Origin of the sequence: Methylosinus sp. LW4, assembly GCF_000379125.1 — a bacterium.
Taxonomy (GTDB): domain Bacteria; phylum Pseudomonadota; class Alphaproteobacteria; order Rhizobiales; family Beijerinckiaceae; genus Methylosinus.
Map to the genome: position 1 here is coordinate 2,699,178 of NZ_KB900626.1, position 21,599 is coordinate 2,720,776.

Sequence of the window (21,599 nt, forward strand, 5' to 3'; positions counted from 1 at the left end):
GCCCCTTGTCGAATGAGACTCTAAATACCATATCGAAGAATGCAGAGCTCTTCTTCTTACTGGGCGCGGCCCTCGGGCCGCGCCCTTCTTATTGTTTTGGAGTGTTTTCAGAACAAGGGAATCGAGAGCCTCAATCCAGCTTCAGCGGCAGCTCCACCCCGCCCTTTTCGGTGCGGATGGTCGCGCGGGCTTCGATCGCGCCCTGCTGCTTTCCTTCGCCGAGCTTCAGCTCGAAGCCGCCTTGGCCGTCGGCGGCGCTGTCGATGATGTAGGGCTCCGGCGCCTCGATGAAGACATCCGCGGCCTTGCCCGGCCCGAGATAGCGCAACCGCCACGCGCCGGCCCCGGCGCGGGCCACCTCCACCAGCTTCTTCGCCTCGCCGGCGCCGATCGGCCGGGGAACCAAAGTCTCCGCCGCCGCCAGCCGCTCGGCAAAGGGCGAGGCCCCGGCCTGTGGCAGCGCCAAGGAGAGCTTCGCCTTGGCCGGCAAGCAGATTTGCGCGCAGGCGGCATAGTCCAGCGCCAGCTTCAGCACGACGGGCGCGCTCGCCTTTTTCGCTGTGACGCGCAAGGGAAAAACCAGGCTCTCGTCATAGCCGGCGACCGTCATTCCGGCCTCGGCGATATGCTTGGGCGCCGGATAGAGCGTCTCGACGGCGGCGACATTCTCCGAGCCGGAAAAATCGAGGACGGGCGGCGCGCCGGCGTCGCCGGGGCTGCGCCAATAGGTGACGGTTCCCGGATCGAGCGCGATCTCGACGCCCAGGCGATAGACGCCGCCGCTCGGCGCGCCGGCCGAGAGGAGACGGGCCGCCGAATGCGCCGCGCGGGCGAAGGGGGTTGCGAAGTCGGCGTCCTGCGCCGCCGCCGGCCGGGCGAGCGACGCCAGCGCGAGCGAGGTCGCGGCGAGCGCCGCCGCCAGATTTCGTGACTGCATTTCGAGGTCCTCGGGGCGCCCCCCGCGCCGGTTTTTACGTCGTCTAACGGCGCTTGTTATGCGTTTGCGCCGCGCGTAGTATGACCCTATGAGCCCGGTCGGCAAGAAACAAGGCCTCGAGAAATCGGCCGCCCGCGCAGCCCGGCGGTCGGCGGGCTCGCGCGTCGCCGGCTCCTCCGTTCCGATCATCCGCGGTCCCGAGGCGGGGCGCGAGACGGGCGCGGGCTCCAAATCTTCCGGCAGGCGCTATCTCGACGGGCAGATGCTGGTGGCGATGCCCGGCATGGTCGACGAGCGTTTCGCGCGCTCGGTCATCTATCTCTGCGCCCATTCGGAAGACGGCGCCATGGGCATTGTCGTCAATCAGCCCTCGCAGGTCCGAAATTTCCCCGATCTTCTGGTGCAGCTGCAGATCATCGCGCCGCAGGAGCGCATCAGCCTGCCCAAGGAGACCGAGACGATCCAAGTGCTGCAGGGCGGCCCGGTGCAGACCGACCGCGGCTTCGTGCTGCATTCCTCGGATTTCTTCATCGACAATTCGACGCTGCCAATCGACGATGGCGTGTCCCTGACCGCCACCATCGACATTCTGCGCGCCATCGCCTCCGGCGAGGGGCCGAATCGAGCGCTGCTGGCGCTGGGCTACGCCGGCTGGGACCCCGGCCAGCTCGAGAATGAGATCCAGCACAATGGCTGGCTCAACTGCCCGGCCGACCCCGCCATATTGTTCGACACCGATCTCGAGTCGAAATATGCGCGCGCCCTGCGCCTCATCGGCATAGATCTGGCGCGGCTGTCCTCGGCCGCCGGCCACGCGTGACCGGCTAATTCCCCTCTTTCTCCTCCGGCGCGTCCAGCCCGAAGCGATAGGCGAGCGCGAGCCGAATGGTCTCCTCCTTCAGGCGGATGCGGTAGAGATTGCCGTCGAAGCTCGACGAGGCGAAGGCGATCTCGCCGGGGCGGCCATGGCGATACTCCACGCGCCCGCTCCAGTGATCGGCGAGCGCATATTCGACCCCGCCGCCGATGGTCCAGCCGGTCTGCGCCCGATCGAAGGGCTCGCCCATCGCGGTCGCCGAGACGTCGGCGACAGTGAGGCCGCCGGTCGCATAGAATAGGCCGCGGTCGCGAGCGAGGCCGACACGGCCGCGCAAGGAGGCGCGCGCGTCATTGCGCAACCGCGCGCCCCCACGCGATCCGAAGGTCGCGCCCGAGACGCTTCCCGCCTCCACATCGGTCTCCACGCCGAGCACCGCTGAGCCGAGCTGCGCGTCATAGCCGGCGAAGCCGCCGAGCGCCGCTCCGCGCGATCCGCTCGGCGCGTCCGGCGTCGCGGAATAGCCGACGACGAGCGTTTCTCCCGTGCGGCGAAAGAGACCGCCAAGCGAAAGTCCGGCGTGAAATCCAGACCAGTCGACGGTCGCGGAAGAGCGCGGAGCTTCGCTCGCGCTTTTCGAAGCCTCTTCGCCATCGGTGACCTGAAAGCCGAGGTACCAGGTGAATTGCCCGGTCTCCTTCGGACGCGTCAGAGCGCGACCGAGCGACGCCAGCAAATGATAGCGGGGCGAGAGATCGTAGATCGCGCCGACGTTGAAGCCCGTCGTCGCAGCAGCTCCGACCTCGCTGGGCGTCTGGTGAAATATTTCGGCGCCGAGCGTCAGCCGCTCGTCGATCTTGCGCAGCAGCGCCCAGCCGAGAAAGCCGAAGTTCCGCGCGCCGGGGCCGGGATTGATCCAATAGCCGCCGCCGCCGAAGGTCGACCAATCGCCGAAATCCTTCTGCAGCCAGACAGGGAGAAAGACGCGGGCGCGACCGCCGCTAAGGCCGCGCGATGCGTCTCCTGTCGGCGTTTCGATCAGCGGATAAAAGGCCGCGGATGGCGCGGCGCCGTCCTTGTCCTGCTCGAGGAAGCGATATTTGACGCCGAGCTCGACATCGCCGGCGCCCCAGAACAGATCGCCGCCGCCGGGCCGCCGGAAGGCCATGCCGGGCTGCACATGGAATTGCACATTGGGGAGCACGCCGAAATTGCAGTCGCAAGCGGGCGCGACGCCGCTCGTCTCGCCGCCGGCGCGTGCGCCTTGCGAGAAAACGTAGAATTCATAATGGCCGTATTCGACCGGCTCGGGATCGTCGGTCAGGAACGGCGGCCCCGCCTTCGCGGGGGAGAGGGCGAAAGGAAAGCCCGCGATCAGCGCGAATGCGAGCCGCCTTCTCGCCTCGCCGCGAAATCGGGCGCAGCGCCCTTCGCTTCGTTTCACCTTCACGCGACGCACGCCTTTCGCACGTCCGGGGACTGTGACCGTCCCCGGGCCGCCTCACTCCGCTTCTTGAATCGTCGGCGTCGCAGTCGCCGCCGCCACTTCCGTCTTCGGCGTGCGCTTGAAGGTGGATTTGCGGCCGCGCATCGTCTGCAAAATCTTCGCGCCATTGGAGAAGGCGAGATAGATCATCAGCGGCGGCACCGAGACCATGGTCTTCACATAATCGGTCAGCGAGCCGCGCTTCAGCGCCAGATAGGGCAGAAGCGTGAAGCCGAGCACGACGACCAGCGTCTCGAGGAAGATGAACTCCAGCACCGGCAGATAGGGCGCCAGCGAGCCGCGCAGGATCACGCCGAGCAGCAGGCAGATGAGGCCGATCGCCGCCGTCGGGAAGAAGATCTGATGCACGATGAGCACAATGGCGGCGACGCGGCGGGTCAGCGACCAGGGCGCGTTCCACAGCGGCAGAACGGTCTTCTGCGCCACTTGCACGAAGCCGTTGGACCAGCGGCGCTGCTGGCGGCGATAGTCGCGCAGCCCCTCCGGCACCTGGCCGGGAATGGGCGGCTCGGACACGAAGATGCCATGCCAGCCGCCGAGCGCCGCGCGCACGGTGAGGTCCAAATCCTCGCAGAGCGAGTAATCGGACCAGCCGCCGGCGGCCTCGATCGTCTGACGGCGCCAGATGCCGCCGGTGCCGTTGAATTGGAACAGCCAGCCGGCGAGCGCGCGCGTGCGTTGCTCAACGAGGAAATGGCCGTCCTGCACGAGACCTTGCGCCCGCGTCAGCCAATTCTTGCGATAATTGGAGAATTCGCAGCGCGATTGCACGAAGCCGGCGCGATCGTCCTTCACCAGCAGCGGCACGGTGCGGCGCAGCCAGTCGGCCGGCGGACGGAAATCGGCGTCCAGCATGGCGATATAGGGCGCGTCGAAGAGCTTCAGCCCCTCGGCGCAGGCGCCGGCCTTGAAGCCGGAGCGATCGGCGCGGCGCACATGATGAATGTCGACGCCCTTGGCGCGCAGCTCGATCGCCACCGCCTCGGCGCGCACGGGCGTCTCGTCGGTCGAATCGTCGAGCAGCTGAATATGCAGCCGGTCCTTGGGCCAATCGAGCTCGGCGACGCAGCGCAGCGCCTGCTCCGTCACCTCGGCCTCGTTGAAGACGGGGATCTGCAGCAGCACATGCGGCAGCTCCTCCTCGGGCAGGACGATCGCCTCGGGATCGCGCGCGCCGCGCAATTGATCGAAGAGGAAGCGGGCGATGATCGCGACGAAGCCGGCGCCGATCAGGATCATGATCAGCGCCGCGACGAGCCAGACGCTATCGACGAGAAACTGCAGAAGAGCGAGGATCAAGCGGTTTTATCCTTCTTCCTTCGCGACTTGCGGCTCCGTCGCGGCGGCCGCCTCGCCGCAGGAGCGCGTGTCGATCGTCGTCCTGGCCCAGACGACCTTGGTGGCTGTCCAAGCGTGCAGCCACACTGCGAACATCAACGCCTCGCGCGTCAGAAAAATCACCGGCGCGGACCAAGATACCTTCCACCCCTTGGCGATGGAAAGCAGCGTCTCCGAGCTTAGCCACAGACCAAAAGTGACGGTCAAGGCCGTCATCGGCGTCACGCCGGCGAGCGGCGAGCCGATCGCCGCCGCCGCGAAGGCCGGCAGCGCCTGGCAGAAGGGCTCGGCCAGGAAGGAGAGGATCTCGTCGTCGCGGCGCACCACGCTCCAGCGCAATTGCCGATTATAGACGTCGCGGAGATCGCGCTCGCCCAATTCCTGGCGCACCAGCCGATGCGAGAAGACGGTGCGAAGCTTGATGCGGCCCAGCGCCTTGGCGGTGGCGTTGTCCTCGCCCACCGTATGGGCGATAGCCGCAAAGCCGCCGGCGCGCAGAAAATCGCTGCGGCGAAACAGCATGATCTTGCCGACGCCGAAGCCGCCGCCGAGCGCGGAGGCCGCGAACAGCATGCGCTGATGCGGGCCGTTCATTATGCCGGCCTCGACCAGCGCGGCGAAATTCTCCGGCCGCGCCGCATAGGGAATAGCGCAGACCATGCCGACGCCGGGCTTCAAATGGCGCATCGTCTCGGAAAGGTCGTCCGGCTCCAGCACGATGTTGGAGTCCTTCATGAAGATCACATCGTTGCGCGCCGCATTGACGGGCGCGAAGAGATTGTCGACCTTGGGACTCGCGGCGAAACGCGCCGTGGAGTGGAGAATGCGCGACTCGATCTGCGGATGACGCGCGAAGATGTCGCGCATCGCCGCAATGGCGGGGGAGTCCGCCTCCGTCGCCGAGGCCAGCGCCTCCAATTGTGGATAAGTCTGCGCGAGAGCCGATTCTTGAGCGCGCTCGAAGCTCTGGTCCAGCATTTTCACCGGCAGGACGAGCGAGACGGGCGGTTGCTCCCGGCTGGTTCCGCGCATGGCGACGAGCCAGGGATGGATGAGCGCCGCCGTCACCGAGAGAAGCAGCAGCAAGGCGGAGCAGGCCCAGAACACAGCCGACAGAACGACGAGCGAAGACAAGATGCTGTCGATCACGGCTTCTCCCGTTCATGGGTCTGAGGCACGGACACTTCGAAGAGCCGCATGACCGAATCGACAGTGCGGGGCGGCAGCATCGCAAACAGCTTCATCGCATAATAGACGAAGAGCGGAAAGGCGATCACCGCCGCACGTCTGTCCAGACCGCGCATGATGATCTCCGCCGCTTTCTCGTCGCTGACCTTGCCGGCCTGCCACGCCTTCAGCTTGTCCGTCATCGGCGTCGCCACGAAGCCGGGGACGATCAGGCTCACATGCACGCCATGCGGGGCGAGCGCGCCGCGCAGGGAATCGGCATAGAGATGAACCGCGGCCTTGCTGGCGCAATAGGCCGGCGAATAGGGCAGCCCGCGCAGCCCGGCCATTGAGCCGACGACGGCGATCTGCCCGCGCCGGCGCGCCGTCATCGCCTCTATGGCCGGCTCCACCGTGTTGAACACGCCGAGCACATTGATCGACAGCGTGCCGCGAACCGCCTCGGGATCCTCGGCGATCTGGCCGCGGGAGAGGCCGGTGGAGACGCCGGCGTTGGCGATGACGAGATCGAGAGGCTCGCGCGCATCCGCCGCGGCGATGCGCTCCGCCATTGCGGCCCGGTCGCGCACATCCGCGATGGAGACGTCCGCCTCGGCCCCCTTGGCCCGGCAGTCGGCGGCGACCGCTTCCAGCCGCGCAGCGTCGCGGCCGAACAGCGCGAGGCTGCGCCCCTCCTGCGCATAGCGCAGCGCCAGCGCGCGGCCGATGCCGCTGGATGCGCCGGTGACGAGAATGCGCCGCGCCCCGCGCTTCACCGGCGGAGCTTTCGCGGCAGGGTCATCAGCGCCTCGCCGACGATCGCCGGCGCGCGCGTTTCGCCATAGGCCAGAAGTCGCAAGAACACTCCCTCCTCGGGGGATGAGCGCAGCACGCGGGCGGTGAGCGTCACCGCCTCGCCGCGCAGCACCGGCTGCACGAATTTGCCGGAGAGCCGCGCCAGAAACAAATCGCGCCGCCAAGCGCTGAGCAGCGGCTCGAAGGCGGCGAGAAGCTTCATGCCATGGACCGGCGGCGCGGGAAAGCCGATGGCGCGCGCCAGATCCTCGTCGAGATGCAGCGGATTGGCGTCGCCGGAGGCCTCCGCATAGGCGGCGAGCGCGGCGGCGTCGAAGGGGCCGATCCGCCAGTCCGGCAGGCGTTCGCCGACCGCGGGCAGATAGGCGCCGCTCACGGAGCGCCCCCGACGCCCGCCGGGCGCGGCACGATGCGCAAAAGCGTCTCGGCGTGCAGGCGCGGCTCGCCGCCTGTCGTCATGAGGTTGGCGTTGACGGCGAGGCGCGGCGGCTCCGCCTCGCGGCGCATGGAGACGGTCAGATCATAGCTCTCGCCGACGCGCAGCGGCGCGAAATAATGGAAGCTCTGCGACTCGTGCACCGGAACCACATCGGCGTCCGCCAAAAAATCGCGGATCGCCGTCTCGATCTCCTCTGTCGTCATCCACACGGCGGGAAAGGCGACCGGCACGATCTTCTCCAGCGTGTCGGGAAAGCCGGTCTCGCGGCGGTAGCGCGCGATGCGCTCTTCGTCCGCCACGACGCGCAGTGGGCCGATCCGCGTCTCGCCGCTCTCGGGCGCTTCGGCCATCTAGGCCTCTCCCGCGAGCGCGCGCACGATCAGCACGGCGTTGATCCCGCCGAAGGCGAAGGAGTTGGACATGGCCGTGCGAATCTCGACGCGGCGCGCCTCATTGGGTACGGCGTCTATCGGGCAGCGCGGATCGAAGCCGAGGAAATTGATGGTCGGCGGCGCGATCTGCTCCTGCAGCGCGCGGATCGTCAGCGCCAGCTCGAGCCCGGCGCTGGCGCCCAGAGCGTGGCCGTGGATCGGCTTGGTGGAGGAGACCGGCAGATGCGCGGCGCGCTCGCCGAACACGCGGCCGATGGCGGCCGCCTCGGTGACGTCATTGGCGTGGGTCGCCGTGCCATGGGCGTTGAGATAGTCGATCGCCTCCGGGCCGAGCCCGGCGTCGGCGAGGGCCGCCTGCATCGCGCCGGTCATTCCGTCGAGATCGGGCCGCACGAAATCCTTGGCGTCGCTCGTCGTGCCATAGCCGGCGAGCTCGCAGAGCGGCGCATGTCCGCGCTTTTGCGCCGATTCCAGCGTCTCCAGCACGAAGACCGCGGCGCCCTCGCCGAGGCTCATGCCGTTGCGGCCCATGGAGAAGGGCCGGCAGAAATCCGGCGTCATCACGCGCAGCCCTTCCCAGGCGCGGATGGTGCCATTGATGACGCAGGCCTCGGCGCCGCCGACGATGGCGCGGTCCATGAGGCCGAAGCGGATCATCTGCGCGCCGAGCCCCACCGCCTGGCTGGCCGAGGAGCAGGCGCTGCCGAGCGCGAAAGTCGGGCCATTGGCGGAATAGCGCATGCCGAGCGTCGTCGGCGCGGCGCTCGGAATGAGGCGCGGGACGCTGAACGGATCGGGCCTTATGCGCTCCTGATAGTAATGGCGCAGGCCATTGTCGATCGTCGTCATCCCGCCGATGCCGGAGCCGACGATGACGCCGACGCGCGGGCCGGAGAGCTCCTCGCGCGCAAAGCCGGCCTGAGCGACCGCCTCATCGGCGGCGACCAGCGTGAATTGCGTGAACGGATCGCAGAAGGTGAGAAGCGCCTTCTCGAGATATTGCGACGGATCGAAGCCGGGAACCTGCGCCGCGATCCTGATGCGGCCGTCATAGGGATATTCGGTCACGAGCGGCCGGATTTGCGAGACTCCGTCCCGGGCCGCCGTCCACAGCGCCGCGGCGCCGACGCCCGCCGCCGAGACGGCGCCCATGCCCGAAATCACCACCCGACGCTCGCCGACGCCCCCGGACGAAGCGGCCATATTATTGTTTCTCTCTCTCTTTCGACACATATTCGGCGATGGCGTCGATCAATCCCTCGACATTCTTGGCGTCCTGCAGAGCGCCATCCATCGGGATATAGACGTTGAACTTTTCCTCGAGCGCCGTGAGAATCATGACGATATCGACCGATTTGAGGCCGAGGCTCTCGATCGTCGCATCGGGCGTGACCTTCGTGCGGTCGATCATGCCTTCCTTGGCGATGACCTCGATGATCTCTTCGACGAGCTTGGCCTTATCCTGCGGATCTTCAGCCACGTCCACCTCCGTTCAGGGTTTCTCAGCCAGTCGGGCCGCCTCCTCGCGGCGGGCGGCGTCGCGTTCTCGTTAAGGCGCCCGGAGGCGAAAATAAAGCCCGGCGCGGGAGAAGGCTGCGGATATGGGTGGCGGCGCGCGGCGCTTCATGCAAGAAGACGCCCGCAACCCCGTCATTGTTCGAGGCTCGCTCATGAGTTTGCAAGACGCGCCGCTGGCCGGCGTTTTTCCACCGGGAAACGAGGAGGGCTGGCGCAAAATCGTCGACCGGGCGCTCAAGGGCGCGTCCTTCGACCGGCTGATATCCAAGACCTATGACGGGGTGGAGATATCCCCGCTCTATCCGCGCGCGACCGCGCCGGGTCCGCGCGCGCTGCGCGCCGCGGCCGGCCGCTGGTCCATTTTGGCGCGGGTCGACGTTTCCGGCCCCGACGCCGCCAACGCCCTCGCGCTCGGCGATCTCGAGGGCGGCGCCGACGGCTTGCACATCGTCTTCGCGGGCGCGCAGGGCGCCTATGGAACGGGCCTTACCGACGATGGCGAGGAGGCGCTCGCCCATGTCTTCGACAAGATCCGCTTCGACTACGGAATTCCCGCGCTGGTGGAGTTTTCCCCAGCCGCGCCGAAAGCGGCGGACACGCTGCTGCGCATCCTCGATCGCGCCCATATAGAGCCGAGCATCACGCGCCTCTCCTTCGGGCTCGATCCGCTCGGCGCCAAGGCGCTGCACGGCTTTTCCCCCGCGCCTTGGGGCGAGGAGAGCAAATCCTTCGCGGCGCGCGCCAAGAGCCTCGCCTCGGCCGGCTATCGTTTCGGGACCGTCGCCGCCGACGCCCGCGTGATCCACGCCGCCGGCGGGACGGAGGCGCAGGAGCTCGGCTTCGCGCTCGCCGCCGCGCTCGCCTATCTGCGCGCCCTCGAGGCGGGCGGCGTCGCGCTCGACGAAGCGCGCGCGCTGCTCGCCTTCCGCCTCGCGGCGGACGCCGATGAATTCGTCACCATCGCCAAGTTCCGCGCTCTGCGGCGCCTGTTCGCGCGCGTGGAGGAGGCTTGCGGCCTCGCGCCGGCGCCGATCTTCGTCCACGCCGAGACGGCGTGGCGCATGATGACGCGGCGCGACCCTTGGACCAATCTGCTGCGCGCGACGCTCGCCTCTTTCGGCGCGGCGATCGGCGGCGCCGACGCCGTGACCGTTCTGCCCTTCACCCAGGCGCTCGGCGCCCCGGATGATTTCGCCCGTCGCCTCGCGCGCGACACGCAGCTGGTGCTGCAGGACGAATCCCACATCTATGCGGTCGACGATCCGGCGAGCGGCTCCGGCGGCATGGAGGCGCTGACCGAGGCGCTCTGCGAGCGCGGCTGGGCCGAGTTCCAGAGCCTCGAAGCCGAGGGCGGCCTCGCCGCGGCGCTGGAGAAGGGCTCCTTCCAGGGCCGCGTCGCCGAGGTCGCCGGCAAGCGCGCGCAGAATGTCGCGCGCTCGCGCGACAAGATCACCGGCTCCAACGCGTTTCCCGATATCGGCGAAGCGCCTGTGGCGACGCTGGCGCCTTTCGACGCCGCGCTCGCAGAGGCGCCCGCCCCCGCCGGCGCGCTGAAATCGCCGCCTCTGCGGCCGCGTCGTCTCGCCGAGCCTTTCGAGACGCTGCGCGAACGCTCCGACGCCGCTGCGGCGAAGGGCGCGCGTCCGCGAATTTTTCTGGCCAATCTCGGCGCGGTGGCCGTCTTCACCGCGCGCGCCAATTTCGCCAAGAATTTTTTCGAGGCGGGCGGCATAGAGGCCGTGTTCGGCGACGAGGGCGCGGATGTCGCGGCGGGCTTTCGCGCGAGCGGCGCGAAACTCGCATGCATCTGCTCGTCCGACGCGATCTATGCGGAAAAAGCCGAGCAGGCGGCGCGCGATCTCGCCGCCGCCGGCGCGCGGGTCTATCTCGCCGGCCGGCCGGGAGAGCTCGAGACGGCGCTGAGAGCGGCGGGCGTTGCAGAATTTATTTACGCTGGCGGCGATATGTTCGACACGCTGCAGCGTGCGTTCGAGGAGGCCGGGTGATGCGGGGGCTGGGAATTTTCATTTTTGCTTCGATGATGGCGATCGGCGCCGCCGAAGCGGCTCCGCGCGAATCGGCGAGCGCTGCGCCCGAGGCCGGCCGCTATGACGGCGGCTGGGCGTTCGAGGCGCGCACGACCGTCGGCTCCTGCCCGGGGCTTCTGCCCGACTCGATCGAGATTCGCGGCGATCTTCTCGTCGGCACGCAGGCCGGCGCCGCAGCGCTCGCCGCCGGCCGCATGGCGCATTGGGGCTATGTGGAAGGCGACGGCGCCATCATGACGCGCTTCACCACGCAGGGCGGCCGCGTGGCCCGCGCCCATGGCCATTTGCACGGCAACGCCGGGCAAGGCGCGTGGTCCTCATCCACCGACAAATGCGGCGGCACTTGGCGCGCCCATCGCGGCGGCGCTCAGCGCGCGGGGAATTGATCTTTCGCGACCTTCCCTGTCTTCAGCGCGCGCCACGAGAATAGCGCGCGCTCTTTTCTCGCAGCGGCGAGCCGTCAATCGGCGCGCCGCGCGACAACCCCGAGCATAGGCGCCGAGCCGCGCACACTCCAAAGTCATCGCGAGAATGATGACGCGCGGCGCCTTTTGTTTTCAGCGCCGCCGATCTGTCTTTCGTGATCGCGCGCCGAGCAGAGCCGCGCTTCATTGCGGCGACGTCCACGACTTCACCCTTATCGCATCGCAGCGATGCTGCGCACGCGCGCGCCATTGCTTCGATGCGGGAGTCCTTTGTGGACAGCACCGGCGGCGCCATGAGATAAACGGCCGCTTTCAGCTTTCGGAACGATGGTGGCCTATGCCGAAGATCGTCGACTGTGTTATCGGATTCAACGAAATCGATATGCTCTTGGTGCGAGTCGCCGAGCTGACCAATGTCGTGGACGCTTTCGTCGTCGTTGAATCCTCGAAGACGCATACAGGCGCGCCCAAGCCGATATTGCTTCGTGACGCGGTCGCCGAGCTGCGCGACGCCGGCTATGACATTCTCCATTATTTGATCGACGACATGCCCGGCGCCTTCGGCAGCGCGCGCGAGCTCGGATGGATCGTCGAAAATCTGCAGAGAAACTGCATTCTGCGTCCGCTGTCCTTGATGGGCCTTCCCGACGACGCCATCATCATGGTGTCGGACATAGACGAAATTCCGCGCGCCGAATGCGTGAAGCAGCTTCCCGCGCTGCTCGACAATCCGCGCAACATCGCCATCTTCGACATGGTGATGAAGAAATATTTCGTGAACAATGAGACGATCAGCCACTTCAACAATCTGCCTTGGCTCGGCACGGTCGCCTGCGGATATGGCCTGCTGAAGAACATCATGCCGCAAGGCGCGCGCATGGGCGATCCGATCAGCCCGCGCAGCGGCTGTCTCAATCTCGGCTATGATCGCGAGCTCTATTCCTACGAGCGCCGCGTGCCCAATGGCGGCTGGCATTTCTCCAGCATGGGCGGCATGGAGGCGCTCGCGCTGAAGATGCAATCGATCGTCGAGCGCACACGCGACAATACGGAAGTGGTGGCGAAGCCGACGCGCTTCGGCAAGCACAATTATCGCGGCTTCCGCGAGTCGAACGCCGAGGTCGTCACCAAATTCCTGGCCGAGCATACGCCCGAGCTGAAGAATGTGAATTCGCCGACATTGAAGGATGTCGCCGAGCTCGACATTCCCGATGTGCTGAAGACGTCGCCGCGTCAATTCGACTTTCTGTTCTATTTCACCGAGGCGATCGACGAGAACAGCGCGCCCTTCGACGAGCTGCCGCCGATCGAGAAGCTTCCCTATCCCGGACCGCTGCTCAATTACGCGCCCAACTCCATAGAGCGGATTCGCGGGCATGTGAGCCTCGCCGGCAAGAATGTGCTGCTCGTCGGCTATTCGGAGGCGCAGGCGCAATCGCTGATGGCGCAGGAGCACATCGCCTCCGCCAAGCGCCTCGCTCTGTGGGAAGACCACATCGACGCGCAAGGCTCCGCCTTCCCCGTCATCATAGACGATATTTGCGGCCGCACCTCATTCGACGACAACTCCTTCGACGCCGTGGTCTTCATGTCGGTGTGGGAGCATATGCGCGATATCGAAGCCGCCTGCCGTGAATCCGCGCGCCTCACCAAGAATGGCGGCGTCGTCTTCACCGAATTCGGCCCGGTGTGGACGGGCGCGACCGGCCATCATCTCTATCTCGACGGCGGCAATCCAGCGCTCGATTTCACGCAACGCCAGCTGCCGAGCCATATGCATCTTCTCTATGATCGCGAGACGATCGCGCGCTATCTCTCCGATCATCGCGGCATTCACCCGCATCACGCCGATCAAGCGGTGGAGTTCATCTTCGACTCCGACAATTTAAACCGCCAGCCCGCGCCCGCCTATTTCAAGGCGGCTCAGCACTTCCGTCCGATCGTGACCGAGGATTATGTGTCGCCGGTGCGGCTGGACATTCTGCGCCATTTGCGCGCGCGCTGGCCGCAGATCGATCGCTTCGATCTCGACGGCGGCGCCTGGGCCTTCGCGGTCGAAAAGCCGTCCTGACGGAGCGCGTCTCCGACCGGAAGCCCCTTACGGCTCCCGACCCCGGCGAGAGCCGGTCCCGCGCAGCAGCGTCATGCCCGGGCTCGTCGTGGACGAGCCCGGGCATGACGTCGCGAGCGCGAAAAGGACCTCGAGAGCGGGCGCGCCTTCAGCGCGCATAGAGGCCGGGGGCGCTCGGCGCGCGCACATAGGAATGGCCGATCGGCCGCACGCCGGCCTGCCCCCAGCCGGGGCCGAGATCGCCGGCGCGCACATGGCCGCCGAGACGCACGCAATTATCCGAGCCGGAGACCGGGACGAAGCCCTCGCCGAAACGGGCGCAGCGCCCGCCGGAGGGAATCGAGCCGGTCGTCTGCGCCTCCGCGGCCGGCGCGCCGAAGGCGGCGCAAAGGCACAGGCAAGCGAAAAGACGGCGGACGTCGAGCCCGCGAGCTTCGGCGGTGAAAACGGTCATTCGCAGATCAGCCTCGAAAATGTCTCGCATCGCAACAACCGAGTCGACGCGCCTTGCGCGCCTCCCGATGTTGCCGCCGGATGTTTACCAACTCGTTACTTCGCACGCTTCGACGCGAGGGGTCACGCGACGGCGACCACTTAGGTCCAATAAGGTCGAACAATCGTGGCAGGATCGTGTCGCTCGAGGCCGTCATCAGCGCCAATCGCCGAGAACCGCCTGCGCCAATGTCAGCGCCGCGACGGCGGCCGTGTCCGCCCGCAAGATGCGCGGGCCGAGCGAGAGGCGCGCGACCAGCGGCGCGGCGAGGATCGCCTCCCGCTCGGCGGGATCGAAGCCCCCCTCCGGGCCGACCAGAACATCGACGCCCGCATGCGCCGGCGCCACGCGCAGGGCCGCGACGGGATCGGCATGCACGGCGTCCTCGTCGCAGAAGACGAGCAGCCGCCCCGCCTCGCGCGCGGCGAGATAGGCCTCCAGCGCGACCTCCTCCACCACCTCCGGCACGCTCAGCACGCCGCATTGCTCGGCCGCCTCCACCACATTGGCGGCGAGGCGCTCCAGATTGACGCGGCGCGCCTGTGTGCGGCGGGTGATGATCGGGGCGAGGCGCGCGGCGCCCATCTCTGTCGCCTTTTGGGCCATATAGTCGAGCCGCGCATGCTTCAGCGGCGCGAAGCAGTAATGGAGATCGGCGGCGAGGGTCTGCGCGCGCAGGCGCTCCTTGGCGACGAGAATCGCCTTGCGCTTGGCCACCTCCTCGAGATTCGCGCGCCATTCCCCGTCGCGGCCGTTGAACAGCAAGATCGCGTCGCCCTCGCGCAGACGCAGCACATTCAACAGATAATTGAGCCGATCGGCGTCGGGAATGATACGCGCTCCGGCCTCGAGGCGCGCCTCGACGAAGAGCCTCTGCGCGGAGAAATCGTAACGTGACACGAGCTTTCCCGGAGGGTGAGAGCGGAGCGCCATCAAGCCGCCGCTTTATCCGCGAAACTGCCGGATGCTTGCAAGAGGCGCAAGTCTCTTGCTAAGACCGCATAAACCATAACAAGGGGATCGCCGCCATGAGGGCCAAGGGTGCAATCACGGCCAGGAGCGGACAGCGGGCGCGAAATGTCGCAGGCATGATCGCCGGCGCGCCGATTTTGGGACTTCTTCTCGCGACGGCGGGGGCGTCGACCGCTCTGGCTCAGTCCTGCCAGGAGGATTTTCAGAAGCTCTCGCAGCGGCGCATGTCGCAGATCCAGACGCTCAACAATATCGGCAAGGCGTCCAAGGGCAAGATGGACCCGGTCGCGGCCTGTCCGGTGGCGCGCAAGCTCGTCTCCATAGAGACCGAGATGGCCGCCTATATCGAGAAGAACAAGGACTGGTGCAACATACCGGAAGCCATGGTCGACGGCTTCAAACAGGCCCGCGGCAAGACGCAGACTTTCGCCGCCCAGGCCTGCGCCGTCGCCGCCAAGGCGAAGAAAATGCAGGAAGAGCAGGCCGCCGGCATCGGCCCGCAGGCGCAGAAGCTGCCCGCCGGCCCGCTGTGAGCGCTGCGGAACGGCCTCAGGACGAGCCGCGGCTGCCCGACGCCGTCGCCGACCATCCGCTGTGGCGCCTCGCGCCGGACCCGCTCCGTCCCTATGTGCAGCTCGCCCGCCTCGATCGGCCGATCGGCTGGTGGCTGCTGCTGCTGCCCTGCTGGCAAGGCAGCGCGCTCGCCGCCGCGGCGCTCGGCGCGCCGCTCAATGTCTGGCATTTGCTGCTCTTCTTCATCGGCGCGGTCTCCATGCGCGGCGCCGGCTCCACCTATAACGACATCGTCGACCGCAAGATCGACGCGAAGGTGGAGCGCACGCGGCTGCGTCCGCTGGCCAGCGGCCGCGTCTCCTTGCGCGCTGCGATCGCCTTTCTCGTGGCGCAATGCCTCGTCGGGCTCGGCGTTCTTCTGTCCTTCAACGGCTTCACCATCGCGCTCGGCTTCGCCTCGCCGCTGATCGTGCTGATCTATCCTTTCGCCAAGCGCGTCACCTCCTGGCCGCAGGCGGTGCTGGGGCTGGCTTTCGCTTATGGCGCGCTGCTCGGCTGGACGGCGCTCGCCGGCGGGCTCGGCCTTCCGGCCGTCCTGCTCTACGCCTCGGCGATTTTGTGGACGATCGGCTTCGACACGATCTATGCGCTGCAGGACAAGCGCGACGACGCCATTGCGGGCGTGCGCTCGACGGCGCTGCTGTTCGGCGCGCGCGTGCGGCTCGCGGTCGGCGCGCTCTATCTCGGCTCCGCCGTCCTCGCGGAATTGGCGCTGCTGTCCGCCGATGTCGGCGGCTTCGCGCAGCTTGGCCTCGCCGCCTATGCGGCGCATTTTTGCTGGCAGGTTTATCGGACCAGCGACTCCGCCGCGCCGGAGACGGCGCTCATGCTGTTCCGCTCCAATCGCGACGCCGGCCTGCTGCTCTTCGCCGGCCTCGCGGCGCAGAGCGCCATTCTCGCTTATTCATAGCAGACGATCTCGCGCTCGCCCTCATAGACCGTCGCCATGCGCTCGCCTTCGCCCTGCTTGCGGCGCGCGCAGAAGCGCGGACGGCGCTTGATGACCGTGGAGTTCTTGCGGCGCGCGATCGTCTCGCGCAGCGCGACGCCGCCGAGGCGCGGATCGATGGTCTCCAGCTCGCCGCCGCGCGCCGCGAGGCGCGGCAGATCGAGATAGGACGCCCAATATTTCCAATCCGCCGAGATCGCGCCGCCATCGGCCGTCTCGGTGAGAACGACGTCGAGATCGGGGTCCTGATGGGCGAGCGACAGGCGGTAGGAGGCGCCGCCGTCCAGCCTCGGCTCGACATCCAGAGCGACGCCGCGATAGGCCTGCACCGGCACGCTGATCATCATGGACATTCCGGCAAAGCGCCGGGAAATCAGAATGTCGCGCCGGCCGACGCGCACCTGGCGCTGGCCGCCGTCGGCGCGCCGATCGCGCTGAACGGCGAATTGAAGCTGCGTCTCCGCCATGGCTTTGGTCTCGAACATGCGCTCGCTCCCCGAGATGTGACCTTCGCGACTGATCTCGCGTTTCATGGGTCGCATGTTGGGCGACGGTTGCGGCAAAGCTCGCTAACAAGGCTGGTGAATCGCCCGTAAACCATTGCCTTTTCGACCGATTCGCGAGCTTTGGGTTAGCGCCCGGCAAACGAGATCGTCGAAATTCGCGGCAATTCGCCGAAAAGACCGCCTTGCGGGAGGGGCTCCGCTCGCTTAACGACTATAGCAATGGCCGACAATGCAACCGACTTCGCGGCTCAGCTGCCGCAGCTCGAGGCCGTCGCGCGGCGAGCGGGCGAGATCGCCATGGGCTTCTTCCGCCCGGGCGAGAAGACCAGCGCGGCCGTCTCCTATAAGGACGGCGGCTCGCCCGTGACCGAGGCGGACATGGCGGTCGACCGCTTCCTGCAGGAGGCGGCGATGGCGCTGTTCCCGGACGCCGGCTGGCTCTCCGAGGAGACGGCCGACAATAAGGAGCGGCTGCTTCGCCCCCGGCTGCTGGTCGTCGATCCGATCGACGGAACCCAGGCTTTTCTGCGCGGAGACAGGCGCTGGGCGGTCTCCATCGCGCTGATCGACCAAGGGCGGCCCAAGCTCGGCGTCATTCACGCGCCGGCGCTGGAATGGACATTCGCCGCCGCCGCCGGCCATGGCGCGGCGCTGAATGGCGCGCCGATCCGCGTCGCCACGCTCGCCGTTCTGGCGGGCGCGCGGCTGGAGGCGCCGCGCGGCCTGGCGGCGCGCTTCGCCGGCTCCGAATATAAATTCGCGGTTCAGGACCGCACGCCGTCGCTGGCTCTGCGCGTCGCCGACGTCGCCTCCGGCCGCAATGATCTCACCATCGCTTCCGCGGATTCGAAAGACTGGGACATTGCCGCGGCCGATGTGATACTCACCGAGGCGGGCGGCGTCTTGTCCGAGCTCGAGGGGCTTCCCTTGCGCTATAATCGTCCGCAGCTGCGGCGCGATATGCTGGTGGCGGCGCCGCAATCGATCTTTCCCGAGAGTCTCGCGCTGGCGCGAGCCGTTTCCAAGGGCGTGATATGAGCGAAACGACGACACTGAACGGCGGCGCGCCACAGGCGCTTCATCTCGTTTTCGGAGGCGAGCTGATCGACCTCCAGGGCGTCGCCTTCCGCGACCCGACGAAGCTCGACATCGTCGGCATTTATTCGGACAACGCCTCCGCGCTCGCCGCCTGGAAGGCGAAGGCGCACGCCACCGTCGACAACGCCCATATGCGCTATTTCGTCGTGCAGCTGCACAGCCTCCTCGATCCCGAGACGAATTGAGTCTCCTTCCGCGCGGCCGATCGACGGCGCGCCCGACGGCCCCGCTGGGCCGGGGCGTCGCGATCGGCCCTTTCATTCGAATACGGCGCGGCGAGAGCTCGGCCGTCGCATTATTGGCGAGTTCACCGGGGCGTCGATGCCGGTCTTGACGATTTATCGGTTGCTGACCATCGGTTTGGCGCCACTCGCCGGCGTGGCGCTCGGCTGGCGCGCGAGACAAGGCAAGGAAGATCCCGCGCGGCTCGGCGAGCGCATGGGCGCGCCGAGCCTCGAGCGTCCCGCCGGACGGCTCGTTTGGCTGCATGGCGCGAGCCTCGGCGAGAGCCTCGCTCTTTTGCCGCTGGTGGAGCGCTTCATTCAGCGCGGCGTCGAGGTTCTCGTCACCACGGGCACGGTCTCCTCCGCCAAAGTGCTGCGGGCGCGGCTGCCGGCCGGCGCCGTGCATCAGTTTCTGCCGCTGGACGCGCCGCAATTCGTCGAGCGCTTTCTCGAGCATTGGCGTCCCGACATCGTGCTCTTCGCCGAGTCGGAGCTGTGGCCCAATATGATCCGCGCCATCCATGCGCGGCGACTGCCGCTCGTGCTCGTCAACGCCACCATCTCGCGCCGCTCCGCCGCGCGCTGGCGGCGCCTGCCCGGCGGCGCGCGAACCTTGTTCGGCGAGATCGATCTCTGCCTCGCGCAAAACGCCGAGAGCGCCGCGCGCTATCTGGGCCTCGGCGCGCCGCGCGTGCGCGTGTGCGGCAATCTGAAATTCGATGTGCCGCCGCCGCCCGTCGGCGCCGGCCGGCTCGCCGAATTCAACGGCGCCATCGGCCCGCGTCCCGTCTGGGCGGCGATCTCCACCCATGCGGGCGAGGAGGAGATCGCGATCGACGCGCATCTCTCGCTTTCCGGCGAAGTCCCGTCGCTGCTGACCATCATCGTGCCGCGCAAGCCCGAGCGCGGCGCCGAGATCGCCGCTCTCGCCAGCGCCAAAGGCCTCGCTGTGGGCCTGCGCTCGCGCGACGGCGAGCCGCGCCGCGGCGTGCAGATCTATGTCGCCGACACAGTGGGCGAGCTCGGCCTGTTCCTGCGCGCCGTCAGCGTCGTGTTCACGGGAAAATCGCTGACGGCGGAGGGCGGGCATAATCCGATAGAGCCGGCCAAGCTCGGCTGCGCGATCCTGCACGGGCCGCATGTCGAGAATTTCGCCGATATTTATGGCGAGCTGGCCGCCGCCCGCGCCGCCGCCCGCGTGAGCGACGCGGAATCGCTGGCGCGCGCGCTGCAATTTCTGCTGTCCGACCCCTCTCGCATGCGCGCGATGGGCCGCGCCGGCGCCGAGGTGGTGCGAAAGCTCGGCGGCGCCTCGCAGAGCATTATGGCGGCGATCGAGCCTTATCTCGCGCAATCGGCGCTGGAGCAGAAATGAGCCCGCGGCGCCGCATCGCCAATGCGCGCGCCTGACTTCTGGCGACGCGCGCCGGCCTCGCCGCTGGCGCGGGCTCTGGCGCCGTTCGGCGCGCTCTACGGCGCGGCCGTTTCAGCGCGCATGAGACGGAGGGGCGCGCGCGCCGATCTTCCGACGATCGTGATCGGCGGCCCGACGCTCGGCGGCGACGGCAAGACGCCGGCCGCGCTCGCCATCGCCGCTCTGCTCACGGAAATGGGCGAGCGGCCCTTCTTCCTCACCCGCGGATATGGCCGCCGCACTGCGCGGCGCGCGCCTTTTCTCATCGATCCGAGCATTCATTCCGTGCGCGAGACGGGCGATGAAGCGCTGCTGCTGGCACGCTGCGCTCCGACCATCGTCGGCGCCGACCGCGCGGCCGGCGCGCGGCTCGCACGCGCTCTCGGCGCGACGGCGCTGGTGCTGGACGATGGCTTGCAGAGCCGGCGGCTCGAGCCCGATCTCGCATTGATGGTCGTCGACGGCGCCTATGCCGCCGGCAATGGCCTATGCCCGCCCGCCGGCCCGCTGCGCGCGCCCTTGCCCGGCCAGCTCGCCGCTGTGGATGCGCTCGTGCTGATCGGCGAAGGCGCGGCGGGAGAAGCGGTCGCCGCACATGCGAGAGCGGCGGGAAAGCCCGTTCTGCGCGCCGGCGTCGCGCCCCTCCCCGCGCGCCTTCCGCAGCGCGCGCTCGCCTTTGCGGGCATCGCGCGGCCGCAGAAGTTTTTCGCGACTCTGGAGGCTTTGGGGCTCGAGATCGTCGGCCGAAAAAGCTTCGCCGATCATCATGCCTTCACGGCGCGCGAGATGGCGGCGCTCGAGCGCGAAGCCGCGCGTCTTCGCGCGACGCTGGTCACGACGGAAAAAGACGCGGCGCGTCTTTCGCCCGACATGGCCGCGCGCGTGGACGTTCTACCGATCGACCTCCGCTTCGCAGAGGAAGAAGACATGCGCGCGCTCCTTCGCCGCTCCATTACGGATTAACGGTCGCCGCGACGCGCCTTCGCTCTGCTCCGACGCCGATTCCAACGGCGCTCACGCTCCTCCTCGCGCCGCGTAGCCGCCTCGGCGCGCCTCTGTTTCTTGCGTTGTTCCAGAGCGACTCGCATCGCCTCCCGCGCCTTTGAGCCGAAACCGATCGTCGCCGCCTCGAGCGCGGCGAGGCGCCTCGCGCGCTTGGGATTCGGCTTTTCGGCGCCAGGCGCCTCCGGCGCACCCCCACAAGGGTGGAACTGCAGGCGAGGTAGCTCGCGATCGACCCAATAGAGCAATTCGGCATTGCTCGGCTCGGCGCCGAAGCAATGGCGCGCCGTCTCGAGGCCGTCCTCGCTGCGCCGCTCGATCTCGGCGACCCAAAACTGGCCGTCGAAAAATATGGATGTGATTGTTCTGGTGAGCATTATCCGACCCTACAGACGCACTTTCTCATGCGCCGAGGGTCACGCCGATAGGCGACGTGACAGAGCCCTGCTCTCACAGGGCGCCCGGACTCACCTCACCGGGCCGCCTTTTTCCGACCGGCAAATATTACCGCGGTTTGGAATTCATGTCATCGGTTTTTCGCGGGAGAGCGCGCAGAACGTCGAGCGTGCTCTAAGGCTTCTTCGGGAAGCTCACGCCGATGCGGATGAGCTTGGCGTCGGTGCTCGAATAGGCCTCTTGCAGGTCGACGTTCCAATAGCGGAGCTCTTCCAGCAGTATGGGCTCGCCGGTCACGGCGCAGCGCACGAAGGCGCCTGGACGGCGAACGCGGAAGTCGCCGTCGCGATATTCGACCTCGGCCTCGACCGCGGCCTGCGGCTGTCGTTCGAACCGGTTCATGCGGATCCTGCGTCTCGCCCGCTCGGTTAAGCGGCGCACTGACGAAATAAACGAGGTCATGCCGAATTTTCAATAGGAGAGACGCGATTGGCAAG

24 protein-coding genes are annotated in these 21,599 nt (G+C 67.6%); 10 read left to right on the top strand and 14 right to left on the bottom strand.

Features of this window, described 5'->3' with window-relative positions; translation table 11 throughout:
- Positions 1–130: 130 nt before the first annotated feature.
- Entirely contained in the window at positions 131–937 is an 807-nt protein-coding gene (locus tag METLW4_RS0113535; RefSeq protein ID WP_018266751.1) for a protein-disulfide reductase DsbD domain-containing protein, read from the bottom strand.
- Positions 938–1,025: 88 nt separating this feature from the next.
- Here METLW4_RS0113535 and METLW4_RS0113540 point away from each other — a divergent pair, with 88 nt between their 5' ends.
- Complete coding sequence (locus METLW4_RS0113540) at positions 1,026–1,757, top strand: YqgE/AlgH family protein (protein ID WP_018266752.1); 732 nt, start codon at positions 1,026–1,028, stop codon at positions 1,755–1,757.
- A gap of 4 nt (positions 1,758–1,761) precedes the next feature.
- Here METLW4_RS0113540 and METLW4_RS26550 read toward each other — a convergent pair whose 3' ends face one another.
- The 8 genes from METLW4_RS26550 to METLW4_RS0113580 are packed head-to-tail and all read right to left on the bottom strand — an operon-like array spanning position 1,762 to position 8,893.
- Complete coding sequence (locus METLW4_RS26550) at positions 1,762–3,204, bottom strand: outer membrane protein (RefSeq protein ID WP_018266753.1); 1,443 nt, start codon at positions 3,202–3,204, stop codon at positions 1,762–1,764.
- A gap of 51 nt (positions 3,205–3,255) precedes the next feature.
- Positions 3,256–4,560 (bottom strand): glycosyltransferase family 2 protein, encoded by a 1,305-nt coding sequence (locus METLW4_RS0113550; protein ID WP_018266754.1) that lies wholly within the window; start codon positions 4,558–4,560, stop codon positions 3,256–3,258.
- A gap of 6 nt (positions 4,561–4,566) precedes the next feature.
- Positions 4,567–5,748, bottom strand: a complete 1,182-nt coding sequence (locus METLW4_RS0113555) for a glycosyltransferase (protein ID WP_018266755.1) — start codon at positions 5,746–5,748, stop codon at positions 4,567–4,569.
- The gene (locus METLW4_RS0113560) at positions 5,745–6,542 is read right to left on the bottom strand and encodes an SDR family NAD(P)-dependent oxidoreductase (RefSeq protein WP_018266756.1); all 798 of its coding nucleotides are present in this window, start codon (positions 6,540–6,542) and stop codon (positions 5,745–5,747) included. Before METLW4_RS0113560 ends, METLW4_RS0113555 begins: the two co-directional genes overlap by 4 nt.
- Positions 6,539–6,958, bottom strand: coding sequence for a MaoC family dehydratase (locus METLW4_RS0113565; protein WP_018266757.1), 420 nt, complete (start codon positions 6,956–6,958; stop codon positions 6,539–6,541). The genes METLW4_RS0113560 and METLW4_RS0113565 overlap by 4 nt, the downstream gene beginning before the upstream one ends.
- On the bottom strand, positions 6,955–7,371 hold the full coding sequence (locus METLW4_RS0113570; protein ID WP_018266758.1) for a hypothetical protein: 417 nt from the start codon (positions 7,369–7,371) through the stop codon (positions 6,955–6,957). Before METLW4_RS0113570 ends, METLW4_RS0113565 begins: the two co-directional genes overlap by 4 nt.
- Positions 7,372–8,616: a beta-ketoacyl-[acyl-carrier-protein] synthase family protein gene (locus METLW4_RS0113575; RefSeq protein ID WP_018266759.1), complete on the bottom strand. Its 1,245-nt coding sequence runs from the start codon at positions 8,614–8,616 to the stop codon at positions 7,372–7,374.
- 1 nt (position 8,617) lies between these two features.
- Positions 8,618–8,893, bottom strand: a complete 276-nt coding sequence (locus tag METLW4_RS0113580; RefSeq protein WP_026191495.1) for an acyl carrier protein — start codon at positions 8,891–8,893, stop codon at positions 8,618–8,620.
- Between the two features lie 190 nt (positions 8,894–9,083).
- On the opposite strand from METLW4_RS0113580, the gene METLW4_RS0113585 reads away from it, so the two are divergent.
- From METLW4_RS0113585 to METLW4_RS0113600, 3 genes are all read left to right on the top strand, one after another.
- The gene (locus tag METLW4_RS0113585) at positions 9,084–10,937 is read left to right on the top strand and encodes a methylmalonyl-CoA mutase family protein (protein ID WP_026191496.1); all 1,854 of its coding nucleotides are present in this window, start codon (positions 9,084–9,086) and stop codon (positions 10,935–10,937) included.
- Positions 10,937–11,365, top strand: a complete 429-nt coding sequence (locus tag METLW4_RS0113590) for a hypothetical protein (protein ID WP_018266762.1) — start codon at positions 10,937–10,939, stop codon at positions 11,363–11,365. The genes METLW4_RS0113585 and METLW4_RS0113590 overlap by 1 nt, the downstream gene beginning before the upstream one ends.
- A gap of 376 nt (positions 11,366–11,741) precedes the next feature.
- Positions 11,742–13,475 (top strand): methyltransferase domain-containing protein, encoded by a 1,734-nt coding sequence (locus METLW4_RS0113600; RefSeq protein ID WP_018266764.1) that lies wholly within the window; start codon positions 11,742–11,744, stop codon positions 13,473–13,475.
- A gap of 148 nt (positions 13,476–13,623) precedes the next feature.
- On the opposite strand, the gene METLW4_RS24865 is transcribed toward METLW4_RS0113600, so the two are convergent.
- Positions 13,624–13,929 (bottom strand): hypothetical protein, encoded by a 306-nt coding sequence (locus METLW4_RS24865; protein WP_157235120.1) that lies wholly within the window; start codon positions 13,927–13,929, stop codon positions 13,624–13,626.
- A gap of 195 nt (positions 13,930–14,124) precedes the next feature.
- The gene (locus tag METLW4_RS0113610; RefSeq protein ID WP_026191497.1) at positions 14,125–14,868 is read right to left on the bottom strand and encodes a 16S rRNA (uracil(1498)-N(3))-methyltransferase; all 744 of its coding nucleotides are present in this window, start codon (positions 14,866–14,868) and stop codon (positions 14,125–14,127) included.
- A gap of 128 nt (positions 14,869–14,996) precedes the next feature.
- Between METLW4_RS0113610 and METLW4_RS0113615 the strand changes: the two genes are divergently transcribed.
- A complete protein-coding gene (locus tag METLW4_RS0113615) occupies positions 14,997–15,473 on the top strand; it encodes a hypothetical protein (RefSeq protein WP_245258453.1) in 477 nt (158 codons plus the stop codon).
- On the top strand, positions 15,470–16,423 hold the full coding sequence (gene ubiA, locus METLW4_RS0113620) for a 4-hydroxybenzoate octaprenyltransferase (RefSeq protein ID WP_018266768.1): 954 nt from the start codon (positions 15,470–15,472) through the stop codon (positions 16,421–16,423). Before METLW4_RS0113615 ends, ubiA begins: the two co-directional genes overlap by 4 nt.
- On the opposite strand, the gene METLW4_RS0113625 is transcribed toward ubiA, so the two are convergent.
- Positions 16,414–16,947, bottom strand: coding sequence for a DUF6101 family protein (locus METLW4_RS0113625; protein WP_018266769.1), 534 nt, complete (start codon positions 16,945–16,947; stop codon positions 16,414–16,416). The genes ubiA and METLW4_RS0113625 overlap by 10 nt on opposite strands.
- Positions 16,948–17,187: 240 nt before the next feature.
- Here METLW4_RS0113625 and METLW4_RS0113630 point away from each other — a divergent pair, with 240 nt between their 5' ends.
- From METLW4_RS0113630 to lpxK, 4 genes are all read left to right on the top strand, one after another.
- On the top strand, positions 17,188–18,006 hold the full coding sequence (locus tag METLW4_RS0113630; RefSeq protein ID WP_018266770.1) for a 3'(2'),5'-bisphosphate nucleotidase CysQ: 819 nt from the start codon (positions 17,188–17,190) through the stop codon (positions 18,004–18,006).
- Positions 18,003–18,251 carry a DUF4170 domain-containing protein gene (locus tag METLW4_RS0113635; RefSeq protein ID WP_018266771.1) on the top strand — a complete coding sequence of 83 codons (249 nt, stop codon included), beginning with the start codon at positions 18,003–18,005 and terminating at the stop codon, positions 18,249–18,251. Before METLW4_RS0113630 ends, METLW4_RS0113635 begins: the two co-directional genes overlap by 4 nt.
- Before the next feature lie 136 nt (positions 18,252–18,387).
- Positions 18,388–19,665 (top strand): 3-deoxy-D-manno-octulosonic acid transferase, encoded by a 1,278-nt coding sequence (locus METLW4_RS0113640; RefSeq protein ID WP_018266772.1) that lies wholly within the window; start codon positions 18,388–18,390, stop codon positions 19,663–19,665.
- A gap of 21 nt (positions 19,666–19,686) precedes the next feature.
- Positions 19,687–20,667 (top strand): tetraacyldisaccharide 4'-kinase, encoded by a 981-nt coding sequence (lpxK, locus tag METLW4_RS0113645; protein ID WP_018266773.1) that lies wholly within the window; start codon positions 19,687–19,689, stop codon positions 20,665–20,667.
- On the opposite strand, the gene METLW4_RS0113650 is transcribed toward lpxK, so the two are convergent.
- Positions 20,664–21,083, bottom strand: a complete 420-nt coding sequence (locus METLW4_RS0113650) for a YjdF family protein (protein ID WP_018266774.1) — start codon at positions 21,081–21,083, stop codon at positions 20,664–20,666. The two genes, lpxK and METLW4_RS0113650, sit on opposite strands and share 4 nt — an antisense overlap.
- A 193-nt stretch (positions 21,084–21,276) precedes the next feature.
- Positions 21,277–21,504 (bottom strand): DUF2093 domain-containing protein, encoded by a 228-nt coding sequence (locus tag METLW4_RS0113655; RefSeq protein ID WP_018266775.1) that lies wholly within the window; start codon positions 21,502–21,504, stop codon positions 21,277–21,279.
- Positions 21,505–21,599 lie beyond the last annotated feature (95 nt).